The organism is Ruegeria sp. BF8 (assembly GCF_056538625.1).
This window is the reverse complement of record NZ_JBQFTL010000001.1, coordinates 219,561-245,508: the sequence shown is the minus strand read 5'-3', so window position 1 is coordinate 245,508 and position 25,948 is coordinate 219,561. Positions and strand designations below refer to the sequence as shown.

General features: G+C 64.9%; 22 protein-coding genes. 10 read left to right on the top strand and 12 right to left on the bottom strand.

Going from position 1 to position 25,948, the window contains the following annotated elements; all coding sequences use genetic code 11:
* Nucleotides 1-129: 129 nt before the first annotated feature.
* Complete coding sequence (locus ACR0LD_RS01145) at nucleotides 130-1,266, bottom strand: Hint domain-containing protein (RefSeq protein WP_480635362.1); 1,137 nt, start codon at nucleotides 1,264-1,266, stop codon at nucleotides 130-132.
* A gap of 156 nt (nucleotides 1,267-1,422) precedes the next feature.
* The gene (gene meaB / locus ACR0LD_RS01140) at nucleotides 1,423-2,400 is read right to left on the bottom strand and encodes a methylmalonyl Co-A mutase-associated GTPase MeaB (protein WP_480635361.1); all 978 of its coding nucleotides are present in this window, start codon (nucleotides 2,398-2,400) and stop codon (nucleotides 1,423-1,425) included.
* A gap of 126 nt (nucleotides 2,401-2,526) precedes the next feature.
* Between meaB and hrpB the strand changes: the two genes are divergently transcribed.
* Both hrpB and ACR0LD_RS01130 read left to right on the top strand, forming a co-directional pair.
* Entirely contained in the window at nucleotides 2,527-4,977 is a 2,451-nt protein-coding gene (gene hrpB, locus ACR0LD_RS01135; RefSeq protein ID WP_480635359.1) for an ATP-dependent helicase HrpB, read from the top strand.
* A gap of 71 nt (nucleotides 4,978-5,048) precedes the next feature.
* On the top strand, nucleotides 5,049-5,504 hold the full coding sequence (locus tag ACR0LD_RS01130) for an NUDIX hydrolase (RefSeq protein WP_480635357.1): 456 nt from the start codon (nucleotides 5,049-5,051) through the stop codon (nucleotides 5,502-5,504).
* Here ACR0LD_RS01130 and ACR0LD_RS01125 read toward each other — a convergent pair.
* The 3 genes from ACR0LD_RS01125 to ACR0LD_RS01115 all read right to left on the bottom strand — a co-directional run bounded on the left by ACR0LD_RS01125 (nucleotide 5,501) and on the right by ACR0LD_RS01115 (nucleotide 8,482).
* Nucleotides 5,501-6,496, bottom strand: coding sequence for a 2-dehydropantoate 2-reductase (locus ACR0LD_RS01125; protein ID WP_480635355.1), 996 nt, complete (start codon nucleotides 6,494-6,496; stop codon nucleotides 5,501-5,503). The two genes, ACR0LD_RS01130 and ACR0LD_RS01125, sit on opposite strands and share 4 nt — an antisense overlap.
* Nucleotides 6,497-6,574: 78 nt before the next feature.
* Nucleotides 6,575-7,537: a pirin family protein gene (locus ACR0LD_RS01120; protein WP_222457025.1), complete on the bottom strand. Its 963-nt coding sequence runs from the start codon at nucleotides 7,535-7,537 to the stop codon at nucleotides 6,575-6,577.
* 102 nt (nucleotides 7,538-7,639) lie between these two features.
* A complete protein-coding gene (locus ACR0LD_RS01115; RefSeq protein ID WP_170358271.1) occupies nucleotides 7,640-8,482 on the bottom strand; it encodes a phytanoyl-CoA dioxygenase family protein in 843 nt (280 codons plus the stop codon).
* 205 nt (nucleotides 8,483-8,687) lie between these two features.
* Between ACR0LD_RS01115 and ACR0LD_RS01110 the strand changes: the two genes are divergently transcribed.
* The gene (locus ACR0LD_RS01110; protein ID WP_480635353.1) at nucleotides 8,688-9,176 is read left to right on the top strand and encodes a twin-arginine translocation pathway signal; all 489 of its coding nucleotides are present in this window, start codon (nucleotides 8,688-8,690) and stop codon (nucleotides 9,174-9,176) included.
* 5 nt (nucleotides 9,177-9,181) lie between these two features.
* Nucleotides 9,182-9,787, top strand: a complete 606-nt coding sequence (locus ACR0LD_RS01105) for a ferric reductase-like transmembrane domain-containing protein (RefSeq protein ID WP_480635351.1) — start codon at nucleotides 9,182-9,184, stop codon at nucleotides 9,785-9,787.
* A gap of 14 nt (nucleotides 9,788-9,801) precedes the next feature.
* Here the strand turns inward: ACR0LD_RS01105 and ACR0LD_RS01100 are convergent, their stop codons facing one another.
* From ACR0LD_RS01100 to ACR0LD_RS01090, 3 genes are all read right to left on the bottom strand, one after another.
* Nucleotides 9,802-10,146, bottom strand: coding sequence for a 5-carboxymethyl-2-hydroxymuconate Delta-isomerase (locus tag ACR0LD_RS01100; RefSeq protein ID WP_480635349.1), 345 nt, complete (start codon nucleotides 10,144-10,146; stop codon nucleotides 9,802-9,804).
* A gap of 57 nt (nucleotides 10,147-10,203) precedes the next feature.
* Nucleotides 10,204-11,130, bottom strand: coding sequence for an ornithine carbamoyltransferase (argF, locus tag ACR0LD_RS01095; RefSeq protein ID WP_170358263.1), 927 nt, complete (start codon nucleotides 11,128-11,130; stop codon nucleotides 10,204-10,206).
* Nucleotides 11,131-11,198: 68 nt separating this feature from the next.
* Entirely contained in the window at nucleotides 11,199-12,386 is a 1,188-nt protein-coding gene (locus ACR0LD_RS01090; RefSeq protein ID WP_480633415.1) for an acetylornithine transaminase, read from the bottom strand.
* Between the two features lie 306 nt (nucleotides 12,387-12,692).
* Here ACR0LD_RS01090 and ACR0LD_RS01085 point away from each other — a divergent pair, with 306 nt between their 5' ends.
* Complete coding sequence (locus ACR0LD_RS01085) at nucleotides 12,693-13,577, top strand: DMT family transporter (RefSeq protein WP_170370860.1); 885 nt, start codon at nucleotides 12,693-12,695, stop codon at nucleotides 13,575-13,577.
* Between the two features lie 107 nt (nucleotides 13,578-13,684).
* Nucleotides 13,685-14,920: an MFS transporter gene (locus ACR0LD_RS01080; RefSeq protein WP_480635347.1), complete on the top strand. Its 1,236-nt coding sequence runs from the start codon at nucleotides 13,685-13,687 to the stop codon at nucleotides 14,918-14,920.
* On the opposite strand, the gene ACR0LD_RS01075 is transcribed toward ACR0LD_RS01080, so the two are convergent.
* Nucleotides 14,917-15,720, bottom strand: coding sequence for an ABC transporter permease (locus ACR0LD_RS01075; protein WP_093962716.1), 804 nt, complete (start codon nucleotides 15,718-15,720; stop codon nucleotides 14,917-14,919). The two genes, ACR0LD_RS01080 and ACR0LD_RS01075, sit on opposite strands and share 4 nt — an antisense overlap.
* Nucleotides 15,721-15,846: 126 nt before the next feature.
* Here ACR0LD_RS01075 and ACR0LD_RS01070 point away from each other — a divergent pair, with 126 nt between their 5' ends.
* Both ACR0LD_RS01070 and ACR0LD_RS01065 read left to right on the top strand, forming a co-directional pair.
* A complete protein-coding gene (locus ACR0LD_RS01070; RefSeq protein WP_005977688.1) occupies nucleotides 15,847-16,425 on the top strand; it encodes a GcrA family cell cycle regulator in 579 nt (192 codons plus the stop codon).
* Between the two features lie 5 nt (nucleotides 16,426-16,430).
* Nucleotides 16,431-17,075, top strand: a complete 645-nt coding sequence (locus ACR0LD_RS01065; protein WP_480635344.1) for an NUDIX hydrolase — start codon at nucleotides 16,431-16,433, stop codon at nucleotides 17,073-17,075.
* Between the two features lie 3 nt (nucleotides 17,076-17,078).
* Here ACR0LD_RS01065 and ACR0LD_RS01060 read toward each other — a convergent pair whose 3' ends face one another.
* Both ACR0LD_RS01060 and ACR0LD_RS01055 read right to left on the bottom strand, forming a co-directional pair.
* Nucleotides 17,079-18,158: a DUF2235 domain-containing protein gene (locus ACR0LD_RS01060; protein ID WP_480635342.1), complete on the bottom strand. Its 1,080-nt coding sequence runs from the start codon at nucleotides 18,156-18,158 to the stop codon at nucleotides 17,079-17,081.
* On the bottom strand, nucleotides 18,136-20,427 hold the full coding sequence (locus ACR0LD_RS01055) for a xanthine dehydrogenase family protein molybdopterin-binding subunit (protein ID WP_480635340.1): 2,292 nt from the start codon (nucleotides 20,425-20,427) through the stop codon (nucleotides 18,136-18,138). The genes ACR0LD_RS01060 and ACR0LD_RS01055 overlap by 23 nt, the downstream gene beginning before the upstream one ends.
* Before the next feature lie 145 nt (nucleotides 20,428-20,572).
* Between ACR0LD_RS01055 and ACR0LD_RS01050 the strand changes: the two genes are divergently transcribed.
* Together ACR0LD_RS01050 and ACR0LD_RS01045 are read left to right on the top strand one after the other, a co-directional pair.
* Nucleotides 20,573-23,734 carry a valine--tRNA ligase gene (locus tag ACR0LD_RS01050; protein WP_480635338.1) on the top strand — a complete coding sequence of 1,054 codons (3,162 nt, stop codon included), beginning with the start codon at nucleotides 20,573-20,575 and terminating at the stop codon, nucleotides 23,732-23,734.
* A 128-nt stretch (nucleotides 23,735-23,862) separates the two neighbouring features.
* Nucleotides 23,863-25,029, top strand: a complete 1,167-nt coding sequence (locus tag ACR0LD_RS01045; protein ID WP_480635336.1) for a benzoate/H(+) symporter BenE family transporter — start codon at nucleotides 23,863-23,865, stop codon at nucleotides 25,027-25,029.
* 26 nt (nucleotides 25,030-25,055) lie between these two features.
* Here ACR0LD_RS01045 and ACR0LD_RS01040 read toward each other — a convergent pair whose 3' ends face one another.
* Nucleotides 25,056-25,838, bottom strand: coding sequence for a crotonase/enoyl-CoA hydratase family protein (locus ACR0LD_RS01040; protein ID WP_480635334.1), 783 nt, complete (start codon nucleotides 25,836-25,838; stop codon nucleotides 25,056-25,058).
* Between the last annotated feature and the right edge of the window lie 110 nt (nucleotides 25,839-25,948).

The following is a 25,948-nucleotide window of genomic DNA, read 5'->3' as shown; positions in this document are numbered from 1 at the left end:
CCAAATCACAAGGGGCACAACCCGAAGTCGCGCCCGAAAACTGGTTGGATGCGTTTAGTGGGAATCGCCGGAAGGGTCAAGACAGCAGCTGCGAAATCTTTCCTTGCCAATAAATGGTCCTGAAACGGCTCAGACATCAACAAGCAAAGGCCTGTGATTTTTGAGGTGACGAGCAATCAGACGGGTCTGCTGATGGTTTATCGGGATCAACCTTGCGGGTTCGGATTCGTGGTTCTCATCAGCCAGTTCCGGAAAAATCGCAAGGATTTCAGTCCTTGCCGCGGGTCCCAGAGATTTCAGCGCCTCAGGGCCGGTATACAGGCTTTCGGTCGGCGCGGATTCGGCAAACAGGATCTCGTGCCGGTCGAACAGCAGATGGAAATACTCGATGCTGTCGACCGTGCAATCAACGAAGATCCCCGGCAGCGCCGTCAGCTTGATCGCGGGAATCAGAACTTGAGACTGGCCGAACATGCGTTGCGCGATGCGAGAACCGACCATCATGCGGTGCTGGCGGGAAACCAACAGGTCCCGCGTGGGCAGCCCTGCCCCCAAAGCCCCGGCGCAAATACGAACTGGGCGCAGTTTCGGATTGGCCCTCAGATCAATCGCATCAAACCTGCGCCGACCGATCCAGCGGATGGATTGGTTGCCGCTCTCGGCCGTACAGATCAGGTCACCGGTGCGCAGGTCTTGCACCTGTACCGGGCCGCGGTCAGTCAGAATGCTCGTGCCAGCGGTAAAGCAGGGAACGCCGGATCCGTTTTCAAATGCGGAATAGGTGACTGTAATACCCGACGGCAGGGTGAAACTGCCGCTGGTCAACGAATAGCTGGTGCCGGCAGACACGGTAAATGTCCCGAATGAGCTGTCGTTGACCACGGTTCCAGCAGGCAGGTTCAGCGTGTCGGTACCATTGCCACCGCGCACGTCGCCGGACACGCTGGTGCTGCGGAAGTTCAGAACATCATTTCCACCGCCCAAACGGATATTGCCAATGACCGAGCCTTGCAGCGTGACCGTGTCGTCATCTGATCCGGCCCTTACCTGACCGCCGATCGTGCTGCCGTTCACCGTGATCGTATCGATCCCGGCATTTCCACGGACACTGCCAGAGATGGTACTGTTGGTGACAGTGATGATGTCGTTGCCTCCGCGCGCGCGGATATCATCAATCGGCGTACCCTGAGGAGTGCCATTCAGCGTACCGTTGTCATTGGTGACATCGATATCGTCGTCGCCGTTTGTCCCAAAGATATCGGGCATAAGAGGCGAGTCCTGTTTCTCCGCTTGGTCACGGCCAGCCAGTTGCGCCCCGGTTTTTCTATGTGCTGGGCGCCACAACCAAGGATTTCACCTGCACTCAGGCTACAGAACTCCTCGGCGTTGCGCCAAGTTTTCCTGTCCGCGCGGGCAACGGTGTTACCCGGATGCAAGAGTCCTTAGCATCCGCTCGGCCGCCACCGAGGGGCTGAGCCGCCCCGACCCGACCTCGGCGCCCAGCCGGTCCATCTCGGACCGGGCCTGCGGGGTCTCCAGCTTGGCGAGCAGCGCGTGGCGCACCTCTTGATCGAACCAGTAGCGGGCCTGTTCGGCGCGGTTGGCCTGCCAATGGCCGTTCTGCTTGCGCCAGTCGGCCAGGGCCTGCATCTCGGCCCAGGCCTGGTCCAGGCCGTGCTCCTCGACCGCTGAAACGGTCATCGCCTTTGGAAAGCCCTCGGGGTCCTGCGGACGTTTGCGCAGCAGGCGCAGCGCCCCGGCATAGTCGGCGCAGGTTCGGGTGGCGGTGGCTTTCAGGTCGCCGTCGGCCTTGTTCACAAGGATCATGTCGGCCATCTCCATGATGCCGCGCTTGACGCCCTGCAATTCATCCCCGCCGGCCGGGGCCAGCAGCAGCAGGAACAGGTCGGACATTTCCGACACCACGGTTTCCGACTGACCCACGCCCACCGTTTCGATCAGCACCACGTCGAACCCGGCCGCCTCGCACAGGGCGATGGCCTCGCGCGTGCGGCGGGCGACGCCGCCCAGATGGCTCTGGCTGGGCGAGGGGCGGATGAAAGCGTTCGGCTCGCGGCTGAGACGTTCCATCCGGGTCTTGTCGCCCAGGATCGAGCCGCCCGACCGGGCCGAGCTGGGATCGACCGCCAGAACCGCCACCCGCAACCCCTGCCCGATCAGCATCATGCCGAAACTTTCGATGAAGGTGGATTTGCCCACCCCCGGCGTTCCCGACAGGCCGATGCGTAGCGCCTGCCGCCCGGCGCCGGACAGCGCCTCCAGCAGTTGCGCCGTCTGGGCGCGGTGATCGGCGCGGGTGCTTTCGACAAGGGTGATCGCGCGGGCCAGCGCCCGGCGGTCGCCCTTGAGGATCCTGTCGGCAAGCTCGGCTGTGGTCATGGGTGGGGTCCTTCGTCGAAATCTGCCCTAGATGACGGGGATGGGCCGGGTTTGTCCAGTACCGCCGGTCGCGGGATTTGACGCAGGCGTTCTGGACCTTGGCCGAGGCTTTGGCGATAAGGCGGCATGACCCGCCTACCGATCGACGATGCCCTGCCCGACCTGATCGCAGCGCTGCGCACGCGTGGCCGTGCCGTGCTGCAGGCTCCGCCCGGCGCCGGCAAGACCACGCGCGTGCCGCTCGCGATGCGCGACGCCGGCTTGTGCGACGGACGCATCGTGATGCTGGAGCCGCGGCGGCTGGCCGCCCGCGCCGCCGCCGAACGCATGGCCGAGACACTGGGCGAACGCGCGGGCCAGACCGTCGGCTATCGCGTGCGGGGCGAGGCGAAAGTGTCGAAAGCCACCCGGATCGAGGTGGTGACCGAAGGCATCCTCACCCGGATGCTGCAATCCGAACCCGACCTGCCCGGCGTTGGGGCGGTGATCTTCGACGAATTCCACGAACGCTCTTTGAACGCCGATCTGGGGCTGGCCCTGTGCCTAGAGGTCGCCGGTGCGCTGCGCGACGATCTGATCCTGCTGGCAATGTCAGCCACGCTGGATGCCGATCCGGTGGCCCGGTTGATGGACGCACCGCTGGTGACATCCGAGGGGCGCAGTTTCCCGGTCCGGACCCGCTGGCTGGACCGCCCGCTGGGCCCGCAGGCGCGGCGGCTGGACGCGTTGGTCGATCTGGTGGGTCAGGCCGAGCGCGAGACCCGCGCCACCGGCGGCGGCATTCTGGTGTTCCTGCCCGGCGAGGGTGAGATCCGCCGCGCCGAGGCCGCGCTGGCCGGGCGGCTGCCCGGCGATTGCGCAATCCGGCCCTTGTTCGGCGCCCTGCCCTTTGCCGCCCAGCGCGCCGCCCTTGCGCCGGCCGAGACCGGGCGCAAGGTGGTGCTGGCCACCTCGATCGCCGAGACCTCGCTGACCATTCCGGATATCCGGGCGGTGGTGGACATGGGCCAGGCCCGCCGCGCACGGTTCGATCCGGGCTCGGGCATGTCGCGGCTGGTGACCGAGCGCGTCACCCGCGCCGAGGCGACCCAACGCGCGGGCCGCGCGGGCCGCGTGGCCGAAGGGCTGTGCTATCGCCTGTGGTCAAAGGGTGAGGAAGGCGCCCTGCCCGCCTTTCCGCCCGCCGAGATCGAGGCCGCCGACCTGACCGGCCTTGCGCTGGAACTGGCGCTGTGGGGGGCCGAGCCGCAGGATCTGGCCTTTCTGACACCCCCGCCCGAGGGGGCGCTGGCCGAGGCGCGCGCGCTGCTGCGGATGCTGGGCGCGCTGGACGGCAAGGGCCGGATCACCGAACATGGCCGCGCACTGGCTGGTCTGCCGCTGCATCCGCGGCTGGGGCACATGCTGGTCACGGCAGGCGCGCAGGCCGCCCCGCTTGCCGCCCTGATGGCCGAGCGCGACCCGTTGAAGGGCGCGCCGGTGGACCTGTCGCTGCGGCTCGAGGCGCTGCGCGATCCGCGCGCCTATCAGCGCAACCGGGTTTGGCCCGCCAATCCCGGCGTTCTGGACCGGATCCGGTCCGAGGCGAAACGGCTACGCGGCCAGATCAAGACCGAAGGCGACCCGCTGAGCCCGGCGGCGATGGCCGCGCTGGCCTATCCCGACCGGGTCGGCCAGCGGCGCAAGGGCGACGCGCCGCGCTATGTGCTGTCGGGCGGCAAGGGTGTGGTGATGGACCCCGGCGATCCGCTGGCCGCGGCGCCGTATCTGGTGGCCATCGACACGGACGGCAACCCGCGCGAGGCCCGGCTGCGCCTAGCCGCGCAGATCACCGAGGCCGAGATCCGCGCGCTCTTCGCCGACCAGATCGAATGGGTCGAGACCTGCGCCTGGTCGAAACGGGACCGTCGGGTGGTGGCCCGGCGGCAGGAACGGTTCGGTGCGCTGGTGCTCGATGACCGCATCTGGAAGGACGTGCCCGACGAGTCCGTGGCCCGCGCGATGCTGGACGGCGTGCGCGATCTGGGCCTGCGTCTTGAGGGCAAGGCCGCGCGACTGGCCGCGCGGGTCGAGCTGGTGCGGGCGGCGGGCGTCGACCTGCCCGATTTCTCGGAAGACGGGCTGATAGACACGCTTGAGGACTGGCTTCTGCCGATGCTGACCGGCGTGCGCAGCGCCGAGGATTGGAAGCGGTTCGACCTGCTGCCCGCCCTTCAGGCGCGGCTGAGCTGGGACCAGACGCAGGAACTGGACCGCCGCGCCCCCCCGGCCTTCGTCACGCCGCTGGGGCGCAAGGTTCCGATCGACTATGGCAAGGCGGTGCCCGAGATCGCGGTTCGCCTGCAGGAGATGTTCGGGGTCAACCAGCACCCTATTGTGGGCGGCGAGCCGCTGAAGATCACCCTGCTGTCCCCCGCGCAGCGCCCGATCCAGATCACCCGCGACCTGCCGGGGTTCTGGGCCGGGTCCTATGCCGATGTGCGCAAGGACATGCGCGCGCAATACCCCAAGCACCCCTGGCCCGAGGACCCGACCCAGGCCGACCCGACCCTGCGGGCCAAACGCAGGGGTGCTTGAATACCGTCTGTCAGATTGATATCTCTCGCCGTCTGGAAGGCAGAACAACAAAAAAACGGCAGGCACCCGCAATGACATGGCTGCACAAATTCTGGGAGGGGGTTCTGAAACCCCTGTTTCAGCATCCGCGCCTCGTGCAGTTCGCGGCGCTGTGTACCCGTGGCGATGACCCCGATACGCAGGTGCTGCTGGTTACCAGCCGCGACACCGGGCGGTGGATCATCCCCAAGGGCTGGCCGATTGACGGGCTGAACGGGGCCCAAGCCGCAGCGCAGGAGGCCTGGGAAGAGGCCGGCGTGCGCACCGCCGAGGTCGATCCAGAGCCGGTCGGCAGCTACTGCTACGGCAAGGTCCGCAAAAGTGGCATGATCGATCCGGTCTGCACCACGGTCTATCGGCTGCGGGTCACCGAACTGGCCGATGAATTTCCCGAAATGCACGAACGCACCCGCGAGTGGGTCTCGCCGCAAGAGGCGTCCGAACGGGTCCATGAACCAGAGCTGAAAAAGCTGCTGTTGCGGATCTAACCGCCGGTACCGCTCAGCCCGGCACGGATCTGATCGGGGGTCAGCGGACCCGTCTCGCCCCGCGTGATCAGCGCTGCCAACCGGTCGCAGATCGGGGTCGGCGTGCCGGTTTCGCGGCCCAGGCGAATGATCTCACCCTGCAGGCTGTCAATTTCGGTCGGACGACCGGCATCCAGATCATAGGCCATCGAGGTGCGCGCGGCGGGGTCGATCGTCAGCATCCGCGCCGCGATGCGCGAAAACAGCGGCGTGGGCAGGCGCAGGATATGCGGCGTCATCCAGGCCGGCAGCGGCGTGGTCGAGGCCACGGGATGCCCGGAGGCGGCCAGAACCGCCAGCGCCTCGGCCATCTGATCGGCCATCAGGCGGCGCCAGTCGCGGTTCAATAGCTGTTCGCGCAGGGTCAGGCCCGACAGCGCGTTCAGAGCATTGTTGAGGTTGATGACCAGCTTGCCCCATTGCACCGCCTCGATCCCGTCGGTTTCGGTGACGGGCAGATCGGGCGAGGACAAGCGGCGGGCCAGCGCGCCGGGGCCGGACTGGATCACGATGTCGCCGGATGTCGCGCGATGCCAGGTGGCCGGACCGGCAGGCACCACGTTGAACGGCACCATCCCGGCGCGTACGTCCCGCCCAGGCAGCGCGGTGCGCAGGGTGCGCGCGTTTTCCATACCGTTCTGCCACGAAATGACCGGGGCCGCGGCCGGGGCGTGCGCGGCGATCAGGCGGGCCATCTCGGCGGTGGCGCCGGTTTTCACCGTGACCAGAACCAGATCGGCGTCGGACAGGCAGGCAGGGTCATCGGACAGGGTCAGACGGTCGGCGGGGATCGTTTTGCGCAGGCCCGAATAGTCGGTCGCGGTCAGCCCGTTCTGCCGGATCGGGTCCAGCACCCGCGCCCGGCCCAGCAGCGTGACGTGGTGGCCGGCATAGGCCAGCAGCCCCCCGCAATAGCATCCGATGCTGCCCGCGCCCGCGATCACCAGTTTCATGCCGTCCCCTTCCCGTTTGCCATCAAGGATCGCCGGGATCGCGCGGGCGGGCAAGCCGGGCGGGCGCTGACGTCGCGTTCAGCGCGCGCGCCGGGGTTTGGTGCGTTCCAGCTCCGGGGTGATTGGTATGAACTCGTCCTCGTCCCCCGGCGGCAGGTGGAAGGCACCGTTGGCCCAATCGGCGGATTTCCATTCGCGGATCGCCGTTTCGATCTTGTCCTTCGAAGACGAGACGAAGTTCCACCAGATATACCGATCCTCATTCATCGTGGCCCCGCCCAGCAGCATCAGCCGCGCCCCCGCCGGCCCGGCAGTCACCGACAGGCGGTCACCCGGGCGGAAGACCATCATGCGGCCTTCCTCGAACCGGTCACCCGCGATCTCGACCGAGCCCTGGGTGACGTAGACGCCGCGATCCTCGTGATCGTCGGGCAGCGGAAAAGCGGCGCCGGGATCCAGTTGCACGTCCAGATAGAAGATTTCAGACAGCATCGTGACCGGGCTGGTTTCCCCATAGGCCGAGCCGAGGATCAGCCGGGCGCTGACACCGGCATCCTGGATATGCGGCAACGCGCCCTGCTTGTGATGTTCGAAATCGGGGGCCATGTCTTCGTGCGCTTCGGGCAGCGCGATCCAGGTCTGGATGCCGAACAGGCTGTGCCGCTTGGCGCGGGTTTCGGCGCTGGTGCGTTCGGAATGGGTGACGCCGCGGCCCGCGACCATCCAGTTGACCTCGCCGGGATAGATCATCTGATGGGTGCCAAGGCTGTCGCGATGCTCAAATTCGCCCTGGTACAGGTAGGTGACCGTGCCCAGCCCGATATGCGGATGCGGGCGTACGTCGATGCCGCCATCGGTGATGAACTCGGCCGGTCCCATCTGGTCGAAGAAGATGAAGGGCCCCACCAACTGGCGCTTGACCGAGGGCAGCGCGCGGCGCACCTCGAACCCGCCCAGATCGCGGGCGCGCGGGATGATCAGGGTTTCCAGCGCCGAACCCTCGCTGACGCATTCGGGGCTGTGGGTGGGGTTCCAGCTCATGTCGGCCTCCAATCCGGTGCGGCGGGATGTTCATGCTTGTCAATCTAGCGCAAAATACCAGCGGACAAAGTGCATCTGCGCACAGACAGGCTGCGCCCCGGATCAGTCCTGTGCGCGGGGCCAGAGCTGCGGGAAAAACGGGCCGGCGATCCGGTCGCCCTCGGCATAGCCGGCGGCCTCAAACTGCGCCCGCTCCTCCTTGGCCCAATCGCCGCGATACCGGATCACCCCGTCCGGCCCGGTCATGCGCAGGGTGAAGCGGCGCACGGTTTCCGTGGGCGTGACCGAGGACAGCCCCCCGTGCAGCGTGCGCATGTCGAAATAGATGCAATCGCCCAGATCCAGGTCCCATTGCAGCAGGTCATAAGCGCCGGGATCGGCATTCACGTCCGGTGGCGGGTGATAGGTGCGGCCTGCAACCTGCGTGGGTTCATAGCTGGGGTGCCCGTCGGCGAAACGCACCCGCATGAACAGCTTGTCCCACAGGTGCGAGCCGCGCACGAAGGCGATCCCGTTGTCCTTGCTGACCGGTTCAAGCGGCAGCCACAGCACGCACATCGAGCCTTCGAAATCGAAATAGGACAGGTCCTGATGGAATGGCGGGCGCGAGGTCGATCCGGCCTCGCGCAGGAACCAGTTGTCCATCACCAGATTGATCGGCACGGCGCCCAGCAACTCGGACGCGATTGACGCACAGGGCGAGTTGCGGACGAATTCCTCGAACTGGGGGATCTTGCTCCAGGCCCAGTAATCCTCGAGATAGGCGGGCGCGTCCGGGTCCTTGGTGTGGCGGGTGAAGTTCTCGGTCGGGGTCTGCAGATCGGCGTCGATGCCCGCGCGCAGCAACTCCAGCCAGTCCGCGCTGAATTTCTGGCGCAGCACCACCGCGCCATCGCGGCGGAAGGCGGTGATTTCATCCTTGGTCAGCAGGTTGGCATCTGTCATCGGCTTCCCCCTTGGTGACGCAAGGAAAAGGATCGCACCCGAATGGCGCAGGCGTCAAAGATTATTGCCGTCTCGGTCCATTCCACGCGCTTTTGTCTGCAGGTCGGCCGGATTTTGCCCGGAACGCTCGGAATGAGTCGTGATCGTGCTATTCTTCCACTGTGGCGGTTGGAACAGCTGCCGGGTCAGCATAGGAGAGGTTTCGATGCCCGGAGATTCACTGAACCGAAGAACCATGCTAGTGGCCGGCACGGCGTTGGTTGCCAAGGCCGGCAGCGGGCTGATCCTGCCTGCGCGGGCCAGTGGGTTGGCGCCGACCCCGTCGATGCGGGGCGGATCGAACAACTACCGCCCGGGCGCGCCGATCGTCGACCGGATCGGCGGCGGCGGCTTCTGGATGACCGGCACAGTACGGCGGGCCGGCGACGGCGCGCCCCTGCCAGGTAAGCGCATCCAGATCTGGGCGCATACCACCGAAGGCCACGAGCGCGATCCTCAGAGCCACGGCGCCACCCTGACCGATGCGAACGGAGAATTCCAGCTGGAGATGCCGCAGATCGTGCCCGCCTTTGGTCAGCCGCACGGACATCTGGCCTATGACAGCGGCGAATTCGAGACCGTGTTCCTGCGCCCGATCATGTCCAGTGCGCGCGACAAGACCCTCGCCGCGCATTTCGTTCTGCAACCGGTCTGAACCAGGTGCCGCGCCCAGGCGCCCTCGCGGTCTGGCTGGCGCTGATCGCCGCCGTCGCGGTGCCTGTGGTGGTGGCGGGGTTCAGCCCGTATCTGGCATGGCGCAGCCCGATCTACATCGCTGCGGGCTTTGCCGGAGTCATCGGGTTGGGATTGCTGCTGGTACAGCCGCTGCTGGCCGCGCGCATGCTGCCGGGGCTGACCGCGATGAACGGCCGAATGGTGCACCGCTGGGTCGGGATCACCTTGATCGCCATGATTGCCCTGCATGTGGGCGGACTGTGGATCACCAGCCCCCCGGACGTGGTGGATGCCCTGCTGTTCCGGTCCCCCACCCCGTTCTCGGCCTGGGGCGTGGTGGCCATGTGGGCAGCGTTTGCCGCAGCGGCGCTGGCCGCGTTGCGCAGCCGGCTGCGATGGCGGTTCCGCCCTTGGCGGCTGGCCCATGCCAGCCTTGCGCTTGTGACCATCCTGGGCACCGTCGTTCATGCCCTGCTGATCGAGGGCGCGATGGAAACCGTCACCAAGGCCGCATTGTGCGGACTTGTATTGTTCGCCTGTGTCGGGGCGTTGATCAGATTGCAGGTCTGGGACGTGAAACCGCGGGGTTAAGCGACGGGTGCACGTCAGGTCGCCAGGCGCTTGGCGTAGGTGGCGCGGTTCATCTCTACATCCCGCACCGTGATGCTGCCCACCGTCGGCGCAGCGGCGGCCAGAACATCCAGAATGATCGCGTTCAATTCGGCTCGTGTCTGTTCATCCCGCCCCTGCATCAGCAACAGAGAGGCATGAATGAAGGTCTGCGGCTCGGTCCCGATGAAGGAATACGGGATCGGCATCGCGCGAATTTTCAGCGTTGGTGCGTCAAACTCCTGATGCGCGGCGAGGACCGTATAGAGTTCTTCGCATATGGCTTGAAAATCATGCGATTGCTCAAGTCCGGCTGAAAATTCCAAGACGACGTGCGGCATGAGAGCCTCCGGGATTGAAAGAGAACCAGCGGCTCCCATTGAATGTCAGAGGGGGCTTCAGACCCCCAAACACCAGCGCATTACCGCCTTCTGCGCATGCAGGCGGTTTTCGGCCTCGTCAAAGATCACCGAGTTCGGCCCATCCATCACCTCGGAGGTCGCTTCCTCTTCGCGGTGGGCGGGCAGGCAGTGCATGAACAGGGCGTCGGGTTTGGCATGGGACATGAGCTCCGCGTTGACCTGATAGGGCCGCAGCAGGTTGTGCCGTCGTTCCTTCGCGGATTGGGAATCGTGCATCGAAACCCAAGTGTCGGCCACCACCAGATCGGCGCCTTCGACGGCCTTGTACGGGTCGCGCTCGATCACCACCTTCGAGCCCTTCTGGCGGGCGAAGCCCATGAACTCTTCCTCGGGGTCGAACTGGGCGGGGCCGGTAAAGGTCAGGTCGAAACCGAACTGGCCCGCCGCGTGCAGGAACGAGGCGCAGACATTGTTGCCATCACCCGTCCAAACCACCTTTTTCCCGGCGATGGGGCCGCGGTGTTCTTCATAGGTCAGCACGTCGGCCATGATCTGGCAGGGATGGGTGCGGTCGGTCAGGCCGTTGATGACAGGCACGTCCGAGTATTCGGCCATCTCGGTCAGGATGGTTTCGTCGAATGTGCGGATCATGATCATGTCGACATAGCGCGACAGCACGCGGGCGGTGTCGGCGATGGTCTCGCCATGGCCCAGTTGCATGTCCTTGCCCGACAGCACCATGGTCTGACCGCCCATCTGGCGTACGCCCACATCGAAAGAAACGCGGGTCCGGGTCGAAGGTTTTTCGAAGATCAGCGCCACCATGCGGCCGGCCAGCGGCTGTTCGTCGTCGGGCGCGGCCTTGGGACGGCCCAACCGGGCCTGCTTCATCGCGCCGGCCTGGTCGATCATCGACCGCAGCGCGGCGGCGTCGGTTTTGTGGATATCAAGGAAATGGTTCATGTCGGTTCGCTTTTTCACTGTCGGTTGCCGGGGGGCACCGCCCCCGGCGTATTCGGGAATAGGGGGCGTCAGGCCGAGGCGAGTTGGCCTTGAACCTGCCGGGCGGCTTTCTCGAGGCGTATCTGGGCCTGGGCAATGTCATCCTCGGTCAGGGTCAGCGGCGGCAGCAGGCGGATCACGTTGTCGGCCGCGGGCACGGTGATGACTTCGTTGTCATAACCGGCCGCGACAACATCGGTGTTGGGCGCTTTGCATTTCAAGCCCAGCATCAGGCCGGATCCGCGGACCTCTTCGAACACGTCGGGGTGATCGGCGACTAGGCCCTCGAGCTTTTGGCGTAGCAGACCCGCCTTTCGGTTGACGCCGTCCAGGAAGGCCGGGGTTGCCACGTGGTCCAGAACCGCGCAGCCCACCGCGCAGCCCAGCGGGTTGCCGCCATAGGTCGACCCATGGGTGCCCGCGGTCATGCCGCTGGCGGCCGCTTCGGTAGCCAGCACCGCACCTAACGGGAAGCCGCCACCGATACCCTTGGCCGCCATCATGATGTCGGGCGTGATGCCTGCCCATTCATGGGCAAAGAGTTTCCCGGTCCGGCCGACGCCGCACTGCACCTCGTCGAGGATCAGCAGCAAGCCGTTGTCGTCGCAGATCTGGCGCAGGGCCTTGAGTTCGACATCGGGGACGGGGCGGATGCCGCCCTCGCCCTGGATCGGCTCGATCATGATCGCGGCGGTCTTGTCGCTGATCGCGTTGGTCACACCGTCCAGATCGCCGAAGGCGACATGCACGAACCCCGGCAGCAGCGGGCCGAACCCCTTGGTCATTTTCTCGGACCCGGCAGCGGCGATGCCCGCTGAAGAACGCCCATGGAAAGACCCATCAAACGTGATGATCTCCACCCGCTCGGGTTGCCCCTGATCGTAGAAGTATTTGCGGGCCATCTTGACCGCCAATTCGCAGGACTCGGTGCCCGAATTGGTGAAGAACACCGTGTCGGCAAAGGTCAGATCCACCAGCTTGTCGGCCAGCGCCTGCTGCTGCGGGATCTGGTACAGGTTCGACACGTGCCACAGCGCGTGCGCCTGTTCAGTCAAGGCCCCGACCAGTGCCGGGTGGGCATGGCCCAGCGCATTCACCGCAATCCCCGCGCCTAGATCAAGGAAACGTCGGCCGTCCGCCTCGGTCAGCCAGGCGCCTTCGCCCTTAACGAAGGTCAGCGGAGCACGATTGTAGGTCGGCAGAACGGACGGGATCATCGGATCATCCTTTTTGGAAAACTTGAACCCAGTGACTGAAACACTGAGACCGGGTTCGTCAACAGATTTGGTGAGAGATGCGCGGATTTGGGTCGCGCGCGCAGGATCAAACGGGCCGGTTACGCAATGATGCGTCGACGTCGGAGCGGCAGGATATGCACGAGTTTGATCATGGGCGCCCGTATAGCGGGGCCAACCCAGTGAGGAAAGGCAAAATGTATCCGCCCATGGATTTTTTGCGGGCGCGGGTTGGACCCCTTGCAATTCGGGCTTGTCATTTCTCTTACGCTGGCGCACCGATGGCCCATGTTCTCACCACAAGCCCACAACCCTGCCCTGGCAGCCGTACTTATCTTCTGCGCCAGCGCTTTCATCGCGGGCACGACATTGCTGGCCAAAGCTTTGGGCACCGAGACACTGGGCCCGCCCCTGCACCCGATGCAGATCAGCCATGGCCGGTTCCTGTTCGCATTTGTGGTCATCGTGGCAGCGGTTGGCGTCCTGCGTCCCCAACTACGGCGTCCGCATTGGGGTCTGCATATCGGACGCACCAGTTTCGGGTGGACTGGCATTACCCTGATGTTCGCGTCGGTCGCCTATATCCCCATAGCCGATGCCACGGCGATATCGTTTCTGAACCCTGTTTTCGCGATGGTTCTGGCCATTCCTCTGCTGAAAGAGACCGTGGGGCCTTGGCGGTGGCTGGCGGCGGCGGTGGCTTTGACGGGGGCGATCATCCTGCTGCGCCCGACCCCCGACAGCTTTCAACCCGCGGCCCTGCTGGCCTTGGCGGCGGCGGCAGTGATCGGGATGGAATTGATCTTCATCAAAAAGCTGTCTGGCCGCGAGAGCCCAATCCAGATCCTGCTCATCAACAATGCCATGGGCTTGACGATTGCCAGCATCGCGGTCGCAACCGTCTGGCAACCACCATCGCCCGCTCAGTGGGCGGCTTTGGCCGGCATTGGTTTTCTGATGGCTTGCGCGCAGGCCTGCTTCGTCAATGGAATGGCCCGGGCAGATGCCTCGTTCGTAGCGCCAATCAGCTATGCAACGCTGATATTCGCGGCGCTTTATGACTTTGCAGTGTTCCGGGTCGTTCCGGATTGGGTCAGCCTGCTGGGCTCAGGGGTCATTCTGACCGGAGCGCTGATCCTTGTCTGGCGCGAGGCCCGAGCCAGACGCCGCTAGAATTTTTTTCTACGGCCTTGTCCGCAGGCGACCCCGATGTCGCAAACTCTCATGAAACCGACACCGCATGACGCACCCTGAATGCGGTTGGTTAGAGAGATTGCCCGATGCACGAACGCCGAATCCCGGAATGGGTCCGTCATGCGCCCGCGCCCTCCGTTCGCAAGTTCGGCATACTTGCCGGGTTCGAGGCCGTGGTTCGCGGCATCCTGATTTCCGTATTCCCCTTGGTGATGTACCGGGCCATGGGCGACGCCGGGTCCGTCTCGCTCGTTTACTTTCTGGTAGGCCTCGTTTCGTTATTGGCTGGACTGATGGTGCCGTTCCTGATCCGTTATGTCCCGCGACGATGGGCCTACACAGCCGGCTGCGTTATGTTCATCACCGGCGCTCTGCTGGCCATCGACGGCAGCCCCGAGGCCGTGATCGGCGCGCTTGCGCTGAACACCGTTGCCGCGGTGGTTACTTTCATCTGCTTCAACGCCTACGTTTTGGACTACATCAGCAAGATCGAGCTCGGCCGCTGCGAAACAAGCCGGATGTTCTACAGCGCGCTGGGTTGGACAGCGGGGCCGATGGCAGGCGTGATGCTGATGGAATTATGGGCGCCGGCCCCTTTCATCATCAGCGCGACCGCCGCCACCGGGATGCTGATCATGTTCTGGGCCATGCGTCTGGGCAACGGCAAACTGATTACCAAGGCCAGGAGGGCAACGCAAAATCCGCTGTCATTTCTGCCACGGTTCTTTGCCCAACCACGGCTGGTGGCGGGGTATCTGTTTGCTATGATCCGGTCCTGTGGCTGGTGGATCTATGTGGTCTACCTTCCGATTTTCGCCATCGAAAACGGGTTGGGTGAGCAATTGGGCGGCACGCTTTTATCAGCCACGAACGCCATGCTGTTTGCTGCCCCCCTGATTCTGCGCTGGGTCCAGAACCGGTCTCTGCGCAGCGCCGTACGAACGGGCTTTGCCGCCTGCGCCACATGTTTTCTGTTGGCTGCAATTCTCTCGGGCTGGCCGGTGGCATCGGTCGTCGCACTGGTCATGGGGTCAATCTGGTTGATCGTGCTGGACATTTGTGCCGGTCTGCCATTCCTGATGGCGGTGAAGCCGTCCGAGCGGACAGAGATGTCCGCAATCTATTCCAGCTATCGCGACGTTTCGGGAATTCTGACACCGGGCGTTGCCGCCTTGGTGTTGCTGGCGACACCGGTGGCTGGTGTTTTTGCAGCAGGTGGGTTTGCACTGCTGGGCGCCTGGTCCGTGGCCGCGCGACTGCATCCGCGGCTGGGACGCCCACGCGTGCCTCTACAGCCCGGTTCGTTGTCCGAAGCTGCCTAGGCCTTCAAACGGTAACCGGTCCGCAGCATTTGCCAGATGACGGCGCAGATCAGCAGGGTGGACAGCAAACAGACGGCCATCCCCAACATCGGGTTGCTGTCCGACACTCCGATCATGCCATATCGCAATCCGTCGATCAGGTAGAAAACGGGGTTCACGTGGCTGATCCTGTTCAGCAACGGCGGCAACGCGTCGACCGAGTAGAAGGTGCCGGACAGAAACGCCAACGGAGTAACGATGAAGTTGGTGATGGCGGCCATCTGATCGAACTTGTTGGCGAAGACCCCTGCCAGTAGGCCCAGCGCGCCCATGAACGCACCCCCAAGAATGACGAAAACCAAGGCCAGCGCGGGATGCTGCGGCATCAGCCCCAAGCCAAGCGCCAGCGCAGCGGCCAGCATCAACGCGATCAGCACACCCCGTGCGATGCCGCCCGCCAGATAGCCCAGCAAAATCTCGAGCGGGGACAGCGGCGGCATCAGGGTATCGACGATGTTGCCCTGCACTTTCGAGATCACCATCGAGGACGAAGTGTTGGCGAAGGCGTTCTGAATCACCGTCATCATCATGATCCCGGGCGCCAGGAATGTCAGGAAGGGCACGCCCATGACATCCGGTCGCCCCGGGCCGACGGCAATGTTGAAGATCAGCAGGAACAGCCCCGCTGTGACCAGAGGCGCCAGCAGGGTCTGCGTCCAGACCGCCAGGAAGCGCAGGGTTTCGCGCTGGGCCAGTGTCCACAACCCCATCCAGTTGACCGCTCCGAAACGGCGCATGTCCTGATCCGCGAGATTCTGCATTCCTGCCCCCAATCTGATTCGATGACCGCTTGTAACTCGGCCCGCAGTGATTAGAATAGGGCGCTGAGACGAATTCCGAAGGCGGCCCGTGACCGAGGCCGCTTTCCCGCTTTTGAAAGGCTACCCATGTCCTGGACAGACGAGCGCGTTGAACTGCTCAAGAAAATGTGGGGCGAAGGCCAGTCGGCCAGCCAGATCGCCAAGGAACTGGGCGGGGTCACCCGCAATGCGGTGATCGGCAAGGTCCATCGCCTGGGCCTGTCGAACCGGACCGCCGGCGCCGCACCGGCCAAGGCCGAGCCCAAGGAAAAACCGGCCCCCGCACCCAAGGCCGAGGCCAAGCCCAAACCCGCCCCCAAGACCGAACCGGCCCGCCCTGCAGCAGCCGCGCCGGCCGCCGAGGCAAAGCCGGCCACGCCGCCGCGCCGCCAGATCATTCCGGCCGGCCAGCCGCTGCCGCCGCAGCCTTCGGCCAATGAAATCAGCCCCGAGGCACTGGCCAAGGTCAACGAGGTCGAGAAGAAGGCCAAGAAGCTGACCCTGATGGAACTGACCGAAAAGACCTGCAAATGGCCCGTGGGCGATCCGGCCACGGATGATTTCTGGTTCTGCGGTCTGCCGGCCGAGCCGGGCAAACCCTATTGCGAGGCACATGTGGGCGTCGCCTTCCAACCCATGAGCTCGCGCCGCGACCGGCGGCGCTGAGGCCCATGCGCCAGGATCCGACAGCGATGGAGGATACCTGGCTGGCCCGGGCCAAACGGCTTTTGGCGCTGGCCGAAACCGGCCAGCATTTCACCACCGATCCGTTCGACCGCGAACGTTATGACGAGATCGCCGGAATGGCCCACGCGATGCTGGCCGACCTGGGTCGGGTGCCTTTGTCACAGATCGAAATGGCGATGCCTGCCCACTCGGGCGGATACGCAACACCCAGCGTCGACATCCGCGCCGCCGTAATTCGCAACGGGGGTATCCTGCTGGTACGGGAACGCAGCGACGGGTTGTGGGCGATGCCTGGCGGTTTTGCCGATATCGGCAGCTCTCCGTCGGAGAACATCGAACGCGAAGTCTTGGAGGAAGCCGGTCTGCGTGTCGCGGCGCAGACACTCTATGCCGTACGCCACAAGGCGCGGCATCCCTACCCGACAGATCCACGGGACTTTTACAAACTGTTCTTCCTGTGTAGCCCTTTCGATGCCGCCACCCCGACCCCGGGCCCCGAAACCAGCGAAGCCGCGTTTTTTGCCCCGGATGCGTTGCCGGACCTGTCCCTGACACGCAATTTGGAAAAAGACATCCACGATGCGTTTCAAGCGAACGGCAAGTCACCCAGCCCGGCGATGTTTGACTGACCGTTACTGCGCCGGATGTGAATGCGGCCCTGCCGGCAGGTGCACCCATTTGGGCAGTTCGTCGGGCGAAACCGAGACATGCAGGCGTTCGGACGGGTCCTGACCTACGGTGCGATGCTTGCGCAGCAGGAAGATCTTGCCCCATCCCCGCCACGTCCCGACCGACGGTGCATGCGGATCAGTGGGAAAGCGGGTGCGCCAATCTTCAGGCAGAGGCAGACCATGCAACTCGGCCTTGGCGAGCATCCACACCAGCGAAATATTGGCCAGCGGTCGCGCAGGCTCGAACCCGCTGAGTTGCCCCCCGACGTCACCATGCGTGCCGCGGAACCAGACCTGTTCGCAGTGGCCGCGGAAATCCGGTGCGGTCGACCAAAGGACCGGCGTGAAGACCTCTCGCGTTTCATCCAGCGCCAGCGCATGATACCCGTGCCGGGTGGACGGCCCGAGGTGGTGGTTGTGAAATGAATGCCGCTCTTCGGCCATGCGCCACAGCAGCGGCAGGCGCAGTCCCAATGCCTTGACCGTGTCCCAGACGCCGATCATCTCAACTTCGACGCCGTCATGGCAGAAATTCCGGCGAAAGTCCTGCGCGGCCTGCCCGCCCGGGTTGCACTCATAATGCCGGTAGGCCTGCTTGATGTTGCGCTCGGTCGCATGCTCGGCCTGCAGCAGCCCGATCATATCGATGACGCCGGCAAGGCTGCGCACACCATAGGCGCCGCGGGAATAGCCGATGAAGTAGATCCGATCGCCGGGCTTGTACCGAGAGGCAAGATAGCCGTAGGCCCTGCGGATCTGGCGGTTGATCCCCCGCCCCATCATCACGTCCAGCGTGGATTTCCAGCTCTCCCATTGCACGCCCGCTTCATAGAAGACCGAGACCTGATTGCCCATTTCGCAGCACAACCGAAAGGTCTGACCGGCATGGGTCTCGAACCCGGGCTCCAAGGTCGACATCGTTCCGTCCAAGATGATGACATGACTGATGGGTTCGCGGTGGCGCGTTTCGGCGGAATGCTCGGACCGCAGGGGGCGGCCGAGCCATCCAAGTATCTTCTTACCGAACCGCGACAGTACCATTCGACAACAATTCCCAAACCTTGACCGGAGTGAACGGCATGTCCGCCTGCCGCACCCCATGATCCCAGAGCGCATCCTGCACCGCATTTGCAACCGCGGCCAATGCGCCAACGGTGCCTGCCTCGCCGCATCCTTTCATTCCCATGGGGTTGGCCGTTGACGGAACCGGCGCCGAGGTAAACCTAATCATGGGTATGTCAGCGGCGCGCGGCAAGGCGTAATCCATGAACGTTGCCGTGAGCAACTGCCCCTCACCATCATGCACCACGTGCTCGCACAGCGCCTGGCCGATGCCCTGGGCCACCCCTCCGTGCACCTGCCCTTCGGCCAGCATGGGGTTGATGAGATTGCCGAAATCATCGACGACCGTATAGCGGTCGACCGTCGTCGTGCCGGTTTCCGGGTCGATCACGATCTCGGCAACATGGGCGCCGTTAGGATAGCTGCGCGCCTCGAGCCGCGTGCGGGCCTCGTGCTGCAGCAGGTCGGTGCGGCCGTCAGCGCAGGCCATCTCGGCCGCTTCGATCAGCGTCGGCGTCAGGTTCGACCCCGGCGCGCGAAAGGTTTCATGGTCGAAGGTCACATCACTTTCCTCGACCCCCATTTTATCCGCCAGATAGGGCGTGAATGCGGCGATCATCTGGTCAATCGTGACCAGCGTCGCCGCGCTTTGCACCGTGACCGAGCGCGACCCGCCGGTGCCGCCGCCCTGCGCCATGCGGTCGCTGTCACCTTGCACGACCCGGATCCGGTCGGCCGGAATCCCCGTCTGATCCGACAGGAACTGGGCATAGACCGTCTCATGGCCCTGCCCGTTCGATTGCGTCCCGACATAAAGGTTCACTGTTCCGTCCTGACAGAATTCGACTTTTGCGCCTTCGGAAGGGTCACCCAGAATGCTTTCGATATAGTAACAAAGCCCCTGCCCCCGGATCAGACCACGTTCGGCGTCGGCGGCCTTGCGCGCGGCGAAACCGGCGGTCTGTTCGGCGGCGCGGGACAGAACCAATCCGAAATCGCCCACATCATAGGTTTCACCGGTGGCCGAGACATAGGGAAAAGCCTCGGGCCGGATGAAGTTACGGCGGCGCAGTTCCCACGGGTCGACGCCCAGCTCGCGCGCGGCGCGGTCCATCGCGCGTTCCAGCACATAGATCGCCTCGGGGCGGCCGGCCCCTCGATAGGCATCGACCTGGGTGGTGTTGGTATAGAACCCCTCGACCCGCAGATAGGTTTTCTGCACGTCATAGACGCCGGGCAGAACGCATTTGAACAGGTTGGTCTGGATCGCCTGACCGAAATGGCTGTTGTACGCGCCCAGGTTGCAGCGGCTGTGGACCCGATAAGCGGTGATGCGAAGATCCTCGTCAAAGGCCAGTTCGGCCAGCGAGGTCAGGTCGCGCCCGTGGTGGTCGGACAGCATCGCCTCGGTCCGGTCCGACATCCAGTGCACGGGCTGGCCCAGTTGCATCGCTGCCACCGCGACCGAGAAATACTCGGGATACGGCATCGCCTTCATGCCAAACCCGCCGCCCACGTCGGGCGTGGTGACATGGACGGCCTGCGGATCCAGCCGCAGCTTGTCGGCCAGTTGCGCCTTCATCCCCCAGACACCCTGCCCGCCATAGCTGAAATGCAGCCGCCCGTCGGACCAGACCGCATTGCAGCCGCGCGGCTCGATCGAGTTCACGATCACCCGGTTGTCGGCCACCTGCAGCGACACCACATGGGCGGCGGTGTCGAAAGCGGCCTGGGTTCCGGCTTCGTCGCCGACGGCCCAGTCAAAGGCGCGGTTGTCGGGGGCCTCGGGGTGCAGCGGCTCACCGCCCAGCGCAAGGTCCAGCTTGGCGGGGCGGTCGGCGGTGTCCATCCAGATCAGCTCGGCGGCGTCGCGGGCCTGCGCCAGCGTTTCGGCCACGACCATCGCCACCGGCTCGCCGACAAAGCGCACCCGGTCGCGGGCCAGCATGTGGCGCGGGGGATTGGCGGCGCGGGTGCCGTCGCGGTTGACAAGGATCGTGGCGCTCAGCACCGGGTCGATTCCAGCGGCGATCAGGTCATCGATGGTCAGCACCAGCCGCACGCCGGGCGCGGCGCGGGCGGCGTCGAGGTCCAGCCCGGTGATGTCGCCATGCGCCACAGGGCTGCGAAAGAACACCGCGTGCGGCGCGCCGGGTGGCACCGTATCGTCCATGTAGCGGCCTTGCCCGGTCAGGAACCGCTGATCCTCGGTCCGGGTGATCGGCTGGCTCTTGCCGAACTTTTCCATGACGCGCCCCTTTCACTGCCTCAGACCGCGACCCTAGCCTTGATGCGGCGGATGTCCAGTGCGCGAGGTGCTTGGCCCTTTCCCTTCCCGCCGCCATTCGCTATTGCAGGCGCTGACCCAAGATCGATGACGCAGGACGCACCCGATGGCGATGGACAAGACATTCAACGCGGCCGAGGCCGAGGCCCGGATCTACAAGGCCTGGGAACAGGCCGGAGCCTTCAAGGCAGGCGCGAACAAGTCGCGCGACGAGAGCTTTTGCATCATGATCCCGCCGCCGAACGTGACCGGTGCGCTGCATGTGGGCCATGCGTTCAACAACACCCTGCAGGACATCCTGATCCGCTGGCACCGGATGCGCGGGTTCGACACGCTGTGGCAGCCCGGCCAGGACCATGCCGGCATCGCCACCCAGATGCAGGTCGAGAAGATGCTCGCCGCCACGCAACAACCCAGCCGGAACGAACTGGGCCGTGAGAAGTTCCTTGAGAAGGTCTGGGAGTGGAAGGGCGAATACGGCGGCACCATCATCGAGCAGCTGAAACGCCTCGGCTCTTCGTGCGACTGGTCGCGCAACGCCTTCACCATGGCCGGCGCGGCCGGCGACCCGCGCACGGGCCACGAAAACAGCCCCAATTTCCATGACGCGGTCATCAAGGTCTTTGTCGACATGTACGACAAGGGCCTGATCTACCGCGGCAAGCGGCTGGTCAACTGGGACCCGCATTTCGAGACCGCGATCTCGGACCTCGAGGTCGAGAATATCGAGGTCGCCGGCCACATGTGGCACTTCAAGTACCCGCTGGCCGGGGGCGAGACCTATACCTACGTCGAAAAGGACGAGGACGGGAACATCGTGCTCGAGGAAGAGCGCGACTACATCTCGATCGCCACGACCCGCCCCGAGACCATGCTGGGCGACGGCGCGGTTGCGGTGCACCCGTCGGACGAACGCTATGCGCCGATCGTCGGCAAGCTTTGCGAAATCCCGGTGGGCCCGAAAGAGCATCGCCGCCAGATCCCGATCATCACAGACGAATACCCTGACCCGAATTTCGGCTCGGGCGCGGTGAAGATCACCGGCGCGCATGATTTCAACGACTATCAGGTGGCCAAGCGCGGCAAGATCCCGATGTACCGCCTGATGGATACGCGCGGCCACATGCGGGCCGACGGCGCGCCCTATGCGGACGAAGCCGCCAAGGCGCAGGAATATGCCCGCGGCCGCGAATTCACCGAGAACGAAATCGACGCGATCAACCTGGTGCCCGACCATCTGCGCGGCCTGGACCGGTTCGAGGCGCGCGCCAAGGTGGTCGAAGAAATCACCGCCGAAGGCCTGACCGTGATGACCCGTGCGGATGATCCGCGCCTGGGATCGACCGCGCTGAAACCCGATGCCGACGGCGCCGACGCGCTGGTGCCGCTGGTCGAGAGCAAACCGATCATGCAGCCCTTCGGCGACCGCTCGAAGGTGGTGATCGAGCCGATGCTGACCGACCAGTGGTTCGTCGAAACCTCAAAAATCGTGGGCCCCGCGCTGGACGCGGTGCGCGACGGCCGGGTCAAGATCATCCCGGAATCGGGCGAAAAGACCTATTACCACTGGCTCGAGAACATCGAGCCCTGGTGCATCAGCCGCCAGCTGTGGTGGGGCCATCAGATTCCGGTCTGGTACGGGCTGGACCTGTCGGCCGAGGATTTCAAGGATGACGAAAACGACGGCGAGCTGGACCTGGTCGAACTGGGCCGGTTGCTGAACGAAGGCGGCATGCTGCACCGGGGCGCGGTCATGGAGTGCGCCGCCAGCTTCGAGGACGTCACCGGAAAATTCCTGGATGACAATGCCGACATTCCCAGCCCGCTCAGCCACGCCACGGTGATCGAGGTGGCCGACAAGCACGAGGCGATCCACCGGTTCGCCGAAAGCCTGGCACAATACGCGATCGACCGCGATCCGACCAAGCTGGTCTATCCGGTCTGGCGCGACCCGGATGTGCTGGACACCTGGTTCTCGTCCGGGCTGTGGCCGATCGGCACGCTGGGCTGGCCCGAACAGACCGAGGAGTTGCAGCGCTACTTCCCTACCGATGTCCTAATCACCGGGTTCGACATCCTGTTCTTCTGGGTCGCCCGGATGATGATGATGCAGCTGGCCGTGGTGAACGAAATCCCGTTCCACACCGTCTATTTGCACCAGCTCGTCCGCGACGAGAAGGGCAAGAAGATGTCCAAGACCACCGGCAACGTCATCGACCCGCTGGAAATCGTGGACGAGTTCGGCGCCGACGCGCTGCGCTTTACCAACGCGTCGATGGCGGCCATCGGCGGCGTGCTGAAACTGTCGCGCGAGCGCATCACCGGCTATCGCAACTTTGGCACCAAGCTGTGGAACGCCGTCCGCTTTGCCGAGATGAACGAGGTCTTTACCGACGCCGTCCCGCAACTGGACGTGGCCGAGTTGCAGCCCAAGGCCGCCGTAAACCGCTGGATCATCGGCGAAACCGCCCGCGTGCGCGAAGAGGTCGACTCGGCGCTGGAGAGCTATCGCTTCAATGACGCGGCCAATGCGCTTTATGCCTTTGTCTGGGGCAAGGTCTGTGACTGGTACGTGGAACTGTCCAAACCGCTGCTGCAGGGCGACGATGCCGAGGCCCAGGCCGAGACCCGCGCCACCATGCGCTGGGTTCTGGATCAGTGCCTGGTCCTGCTGCACCCGATCATGCCCTTCATCACCGAAGAGCTGTGGGGCCTGACCGGCACCCGTGCCAAGATGCTGGTGCATGCCGACTGGCCCAGCTATGCCGCCGACGATCTGGTCGACGCCGACGCGGATCGCGAGATGAACTGGGTGATCTCGGTGATCGAGAACACCCGCTCGGCCCGCGCCCAGATGCGCGTCCCGGCGGGCCTGTACGTGCCGATGCTGGTGACCGAGATCGACGCCCACGGCCAGGCCGCCTGGGAGCGGAACGAGGCGCTGATCAAACGGCTGGCCCGGATCGACAGCCTGACCAAGGCCGATACGCTGCCCAAGGGCACGATCTCGATCGCGGCGCCCGGTGCGTCTTTTGGCCTGCCGCTGGCCGACATCATAGACATCGGCGCCGAGAAGGAACGGCTGGAAAAAGCCAAGGGCAAACTGGCCAAGGAACTGGGCGGTCTGCGCGGGCGTCTCAACAACCCCAAATTCGTGGCCTCGGCCCCGGAAGAGGTGGTGGAAGAGGCCAAGGCCAACCTGGCCGCCCGCGAAGAGGAAGAGGCCCGCATCAACGAGGCGCTGGCCCGACTGGCCGAGATCGCCTGATCCGTCAGCCCCTCGCATAAGCTTGACGAAACCCCGCCGCGCACGCCCGGCGGGGTTTTTTGCACCCGGCCCTGTTCACCGGGCCAAACGGTTGCTAGCAATCTCGGGACCAATCCACCGAGGCCTCCATGTCCAGACCCTTTCCGCCGATGCAGACCGTTTCTACCGGGCTGGTCGTGGCCGTAGTCGGCTTTTTCAGTTCCTTTCCGATTGTCCTGCAGGGGCTGGATGCCATGGGCGCCTCGGGGCCGCAGGCGGCATCGGGGCTGATGATGGCCGCCCTTGCCATGGGGCTGGCGGCGATCGTGCTCAGCCTGTGGTACCGCCAACCGATCAGCGTGGCCTGGTCCACGCCCGGTGCGGCGCTGCTGGCGGTTTCGGCCGCGCCGGCCGCGGGTTTCTCGGGTGCCATCGGCGCATTCCTGTTTGCGGGTGCGCTGACCGTGCTGGCCGGGATGTGGCACCCGCTGGGACGGTTGGCAGCGGCTATTCCCACCTCCTTGGCGCAGGCAATGCTGGGAGGGGTGCTGCTGCCGCTGTGCATCGTCCCGTTCCAGGCCGCGGTCGAGATCCCCTGGCAGGCCCTGCCGGTGATCCTGACCTGGTTCATCGCCGGACGTGTGCACAGACTGCTGGCGGTTCCCGCCGCCGTACTGGCCGCCGCGCTGGTCGTAGTTCTGTTCTCTGACGGACCGTCGGTCCGCCCCGACCACCTGCTGGCCGCGCCGGTCTGGACCACGCCCACATTCTCGGTGGCGTCGATGATCGGCATCGGGGTGCCGCTGTTCGTGGTCACGATGGCCACGCAGAACATCCCCGGCATCGCGGTCATGCGCAGCTTTGGCTATGCCCCGGTGGCAGGGCGGCTATTCTCGGCCGTGGGCGGGGCCAGCATCCTGTCGGCCCCCTTCGGCGCGCCGGCGACCTGCCTCGCGGCCATCACCGCCGCCATGTGCTCGAACGAGGACAGCCACCCCGACCGGGATCAGCGCTATTGGTCGGCTGTCATGGCCGGGGTGTTCTATTGCCTATTCGGGATGTTCGCCGTGGCCATAACCGGGTTTGCCGCCCATGCCGATCCGATGCTGATGGGCACGTTGACCGGCGTGGCGCTGATCGGGGTCATGGCCAATGCCACCTTCGCCGCGCTCGAGGTTCCGGCCGAGCGCGAAGCCGCGATCCTGACCTTTGCCATCACCGCCTCGGGCATCACCGTGTTTGGCCTGGGCGCGGCGGTCTGGGGTCTGCTGGCAGGCGGCATCGCCTATTGGGTGACGACGCGCCTGCGGGGCTGAGGCCCACCTGGCCGCGGCCCGCGAGTTTACTTGAACTCGGGCTTGCGACCCTGCATCTGGGCCATCACCACTTCCATCTGGTCGGGTTTGCCGATCAGCTCGACCTGTTCGGCGGATTCGGCCAGTAGAACCTCGGCGCGCGACTTGGTTTCGGCCACCTCGATCAGGCGTTTCGCGGCGCGGATGGCCGAGGGGCTCTTGCCCGCGATATCCTCGGCCAGCGCGATGGCTTCGGTCAGCGGATCATCCGACAGGCTGGTGACCAACCCCCAGTCGGCGGCCTGAGCGGCACCGATGGGCCGCGCGGTATAGGTCAGCATGCGCAGCACGTCGGACCGTACCAGTTTCGGCAACAGGACCATGCCGCCCATGTCGGGGACGATGCCCCATTTCATCTCCATCACGGCCAGCTTGGCATCGGGATGGGCAATGCGGATATCGGCACCCAGCGCGATCTGCAGTCCACCGCCATAGGCCACGCCCTGAATGGCGCAGATCACCGGCACCGGCACGCGGCGCCAGATCAGCGCCAGCTCCTGCATCTCATTCGCGTCGTCATGGCTGCGGGTCATCAGCCACTCGGTCGGGTCCTTGTGCGCCATGGCCGCGAAGCTGGCCATGTCGAGGCCCGCGCAGAAGCTTTTGCCCTCGCCCGACAGCACCACGGCACGGGCGTCCGAGGCAGCGACCTCTTGCCCCGCTGCCAAGATTGCCTTGATCATCGCATCATCCAGCGCGTTCATCTTGTCGCCGCGGGTCAGGGTGACATGGGCGATGTGGTTCCTGTATTCGACTGATACGCGCGCCATCTGGGCCTCCGGGTTTGATGTTCCGGGCAAACCATGCCCCGAAACCCGCAGCCGACGCCAGCCCGACGTGAGGGCAGATCGGCGCGGACGCCCCGGCCACATGCAAGGCT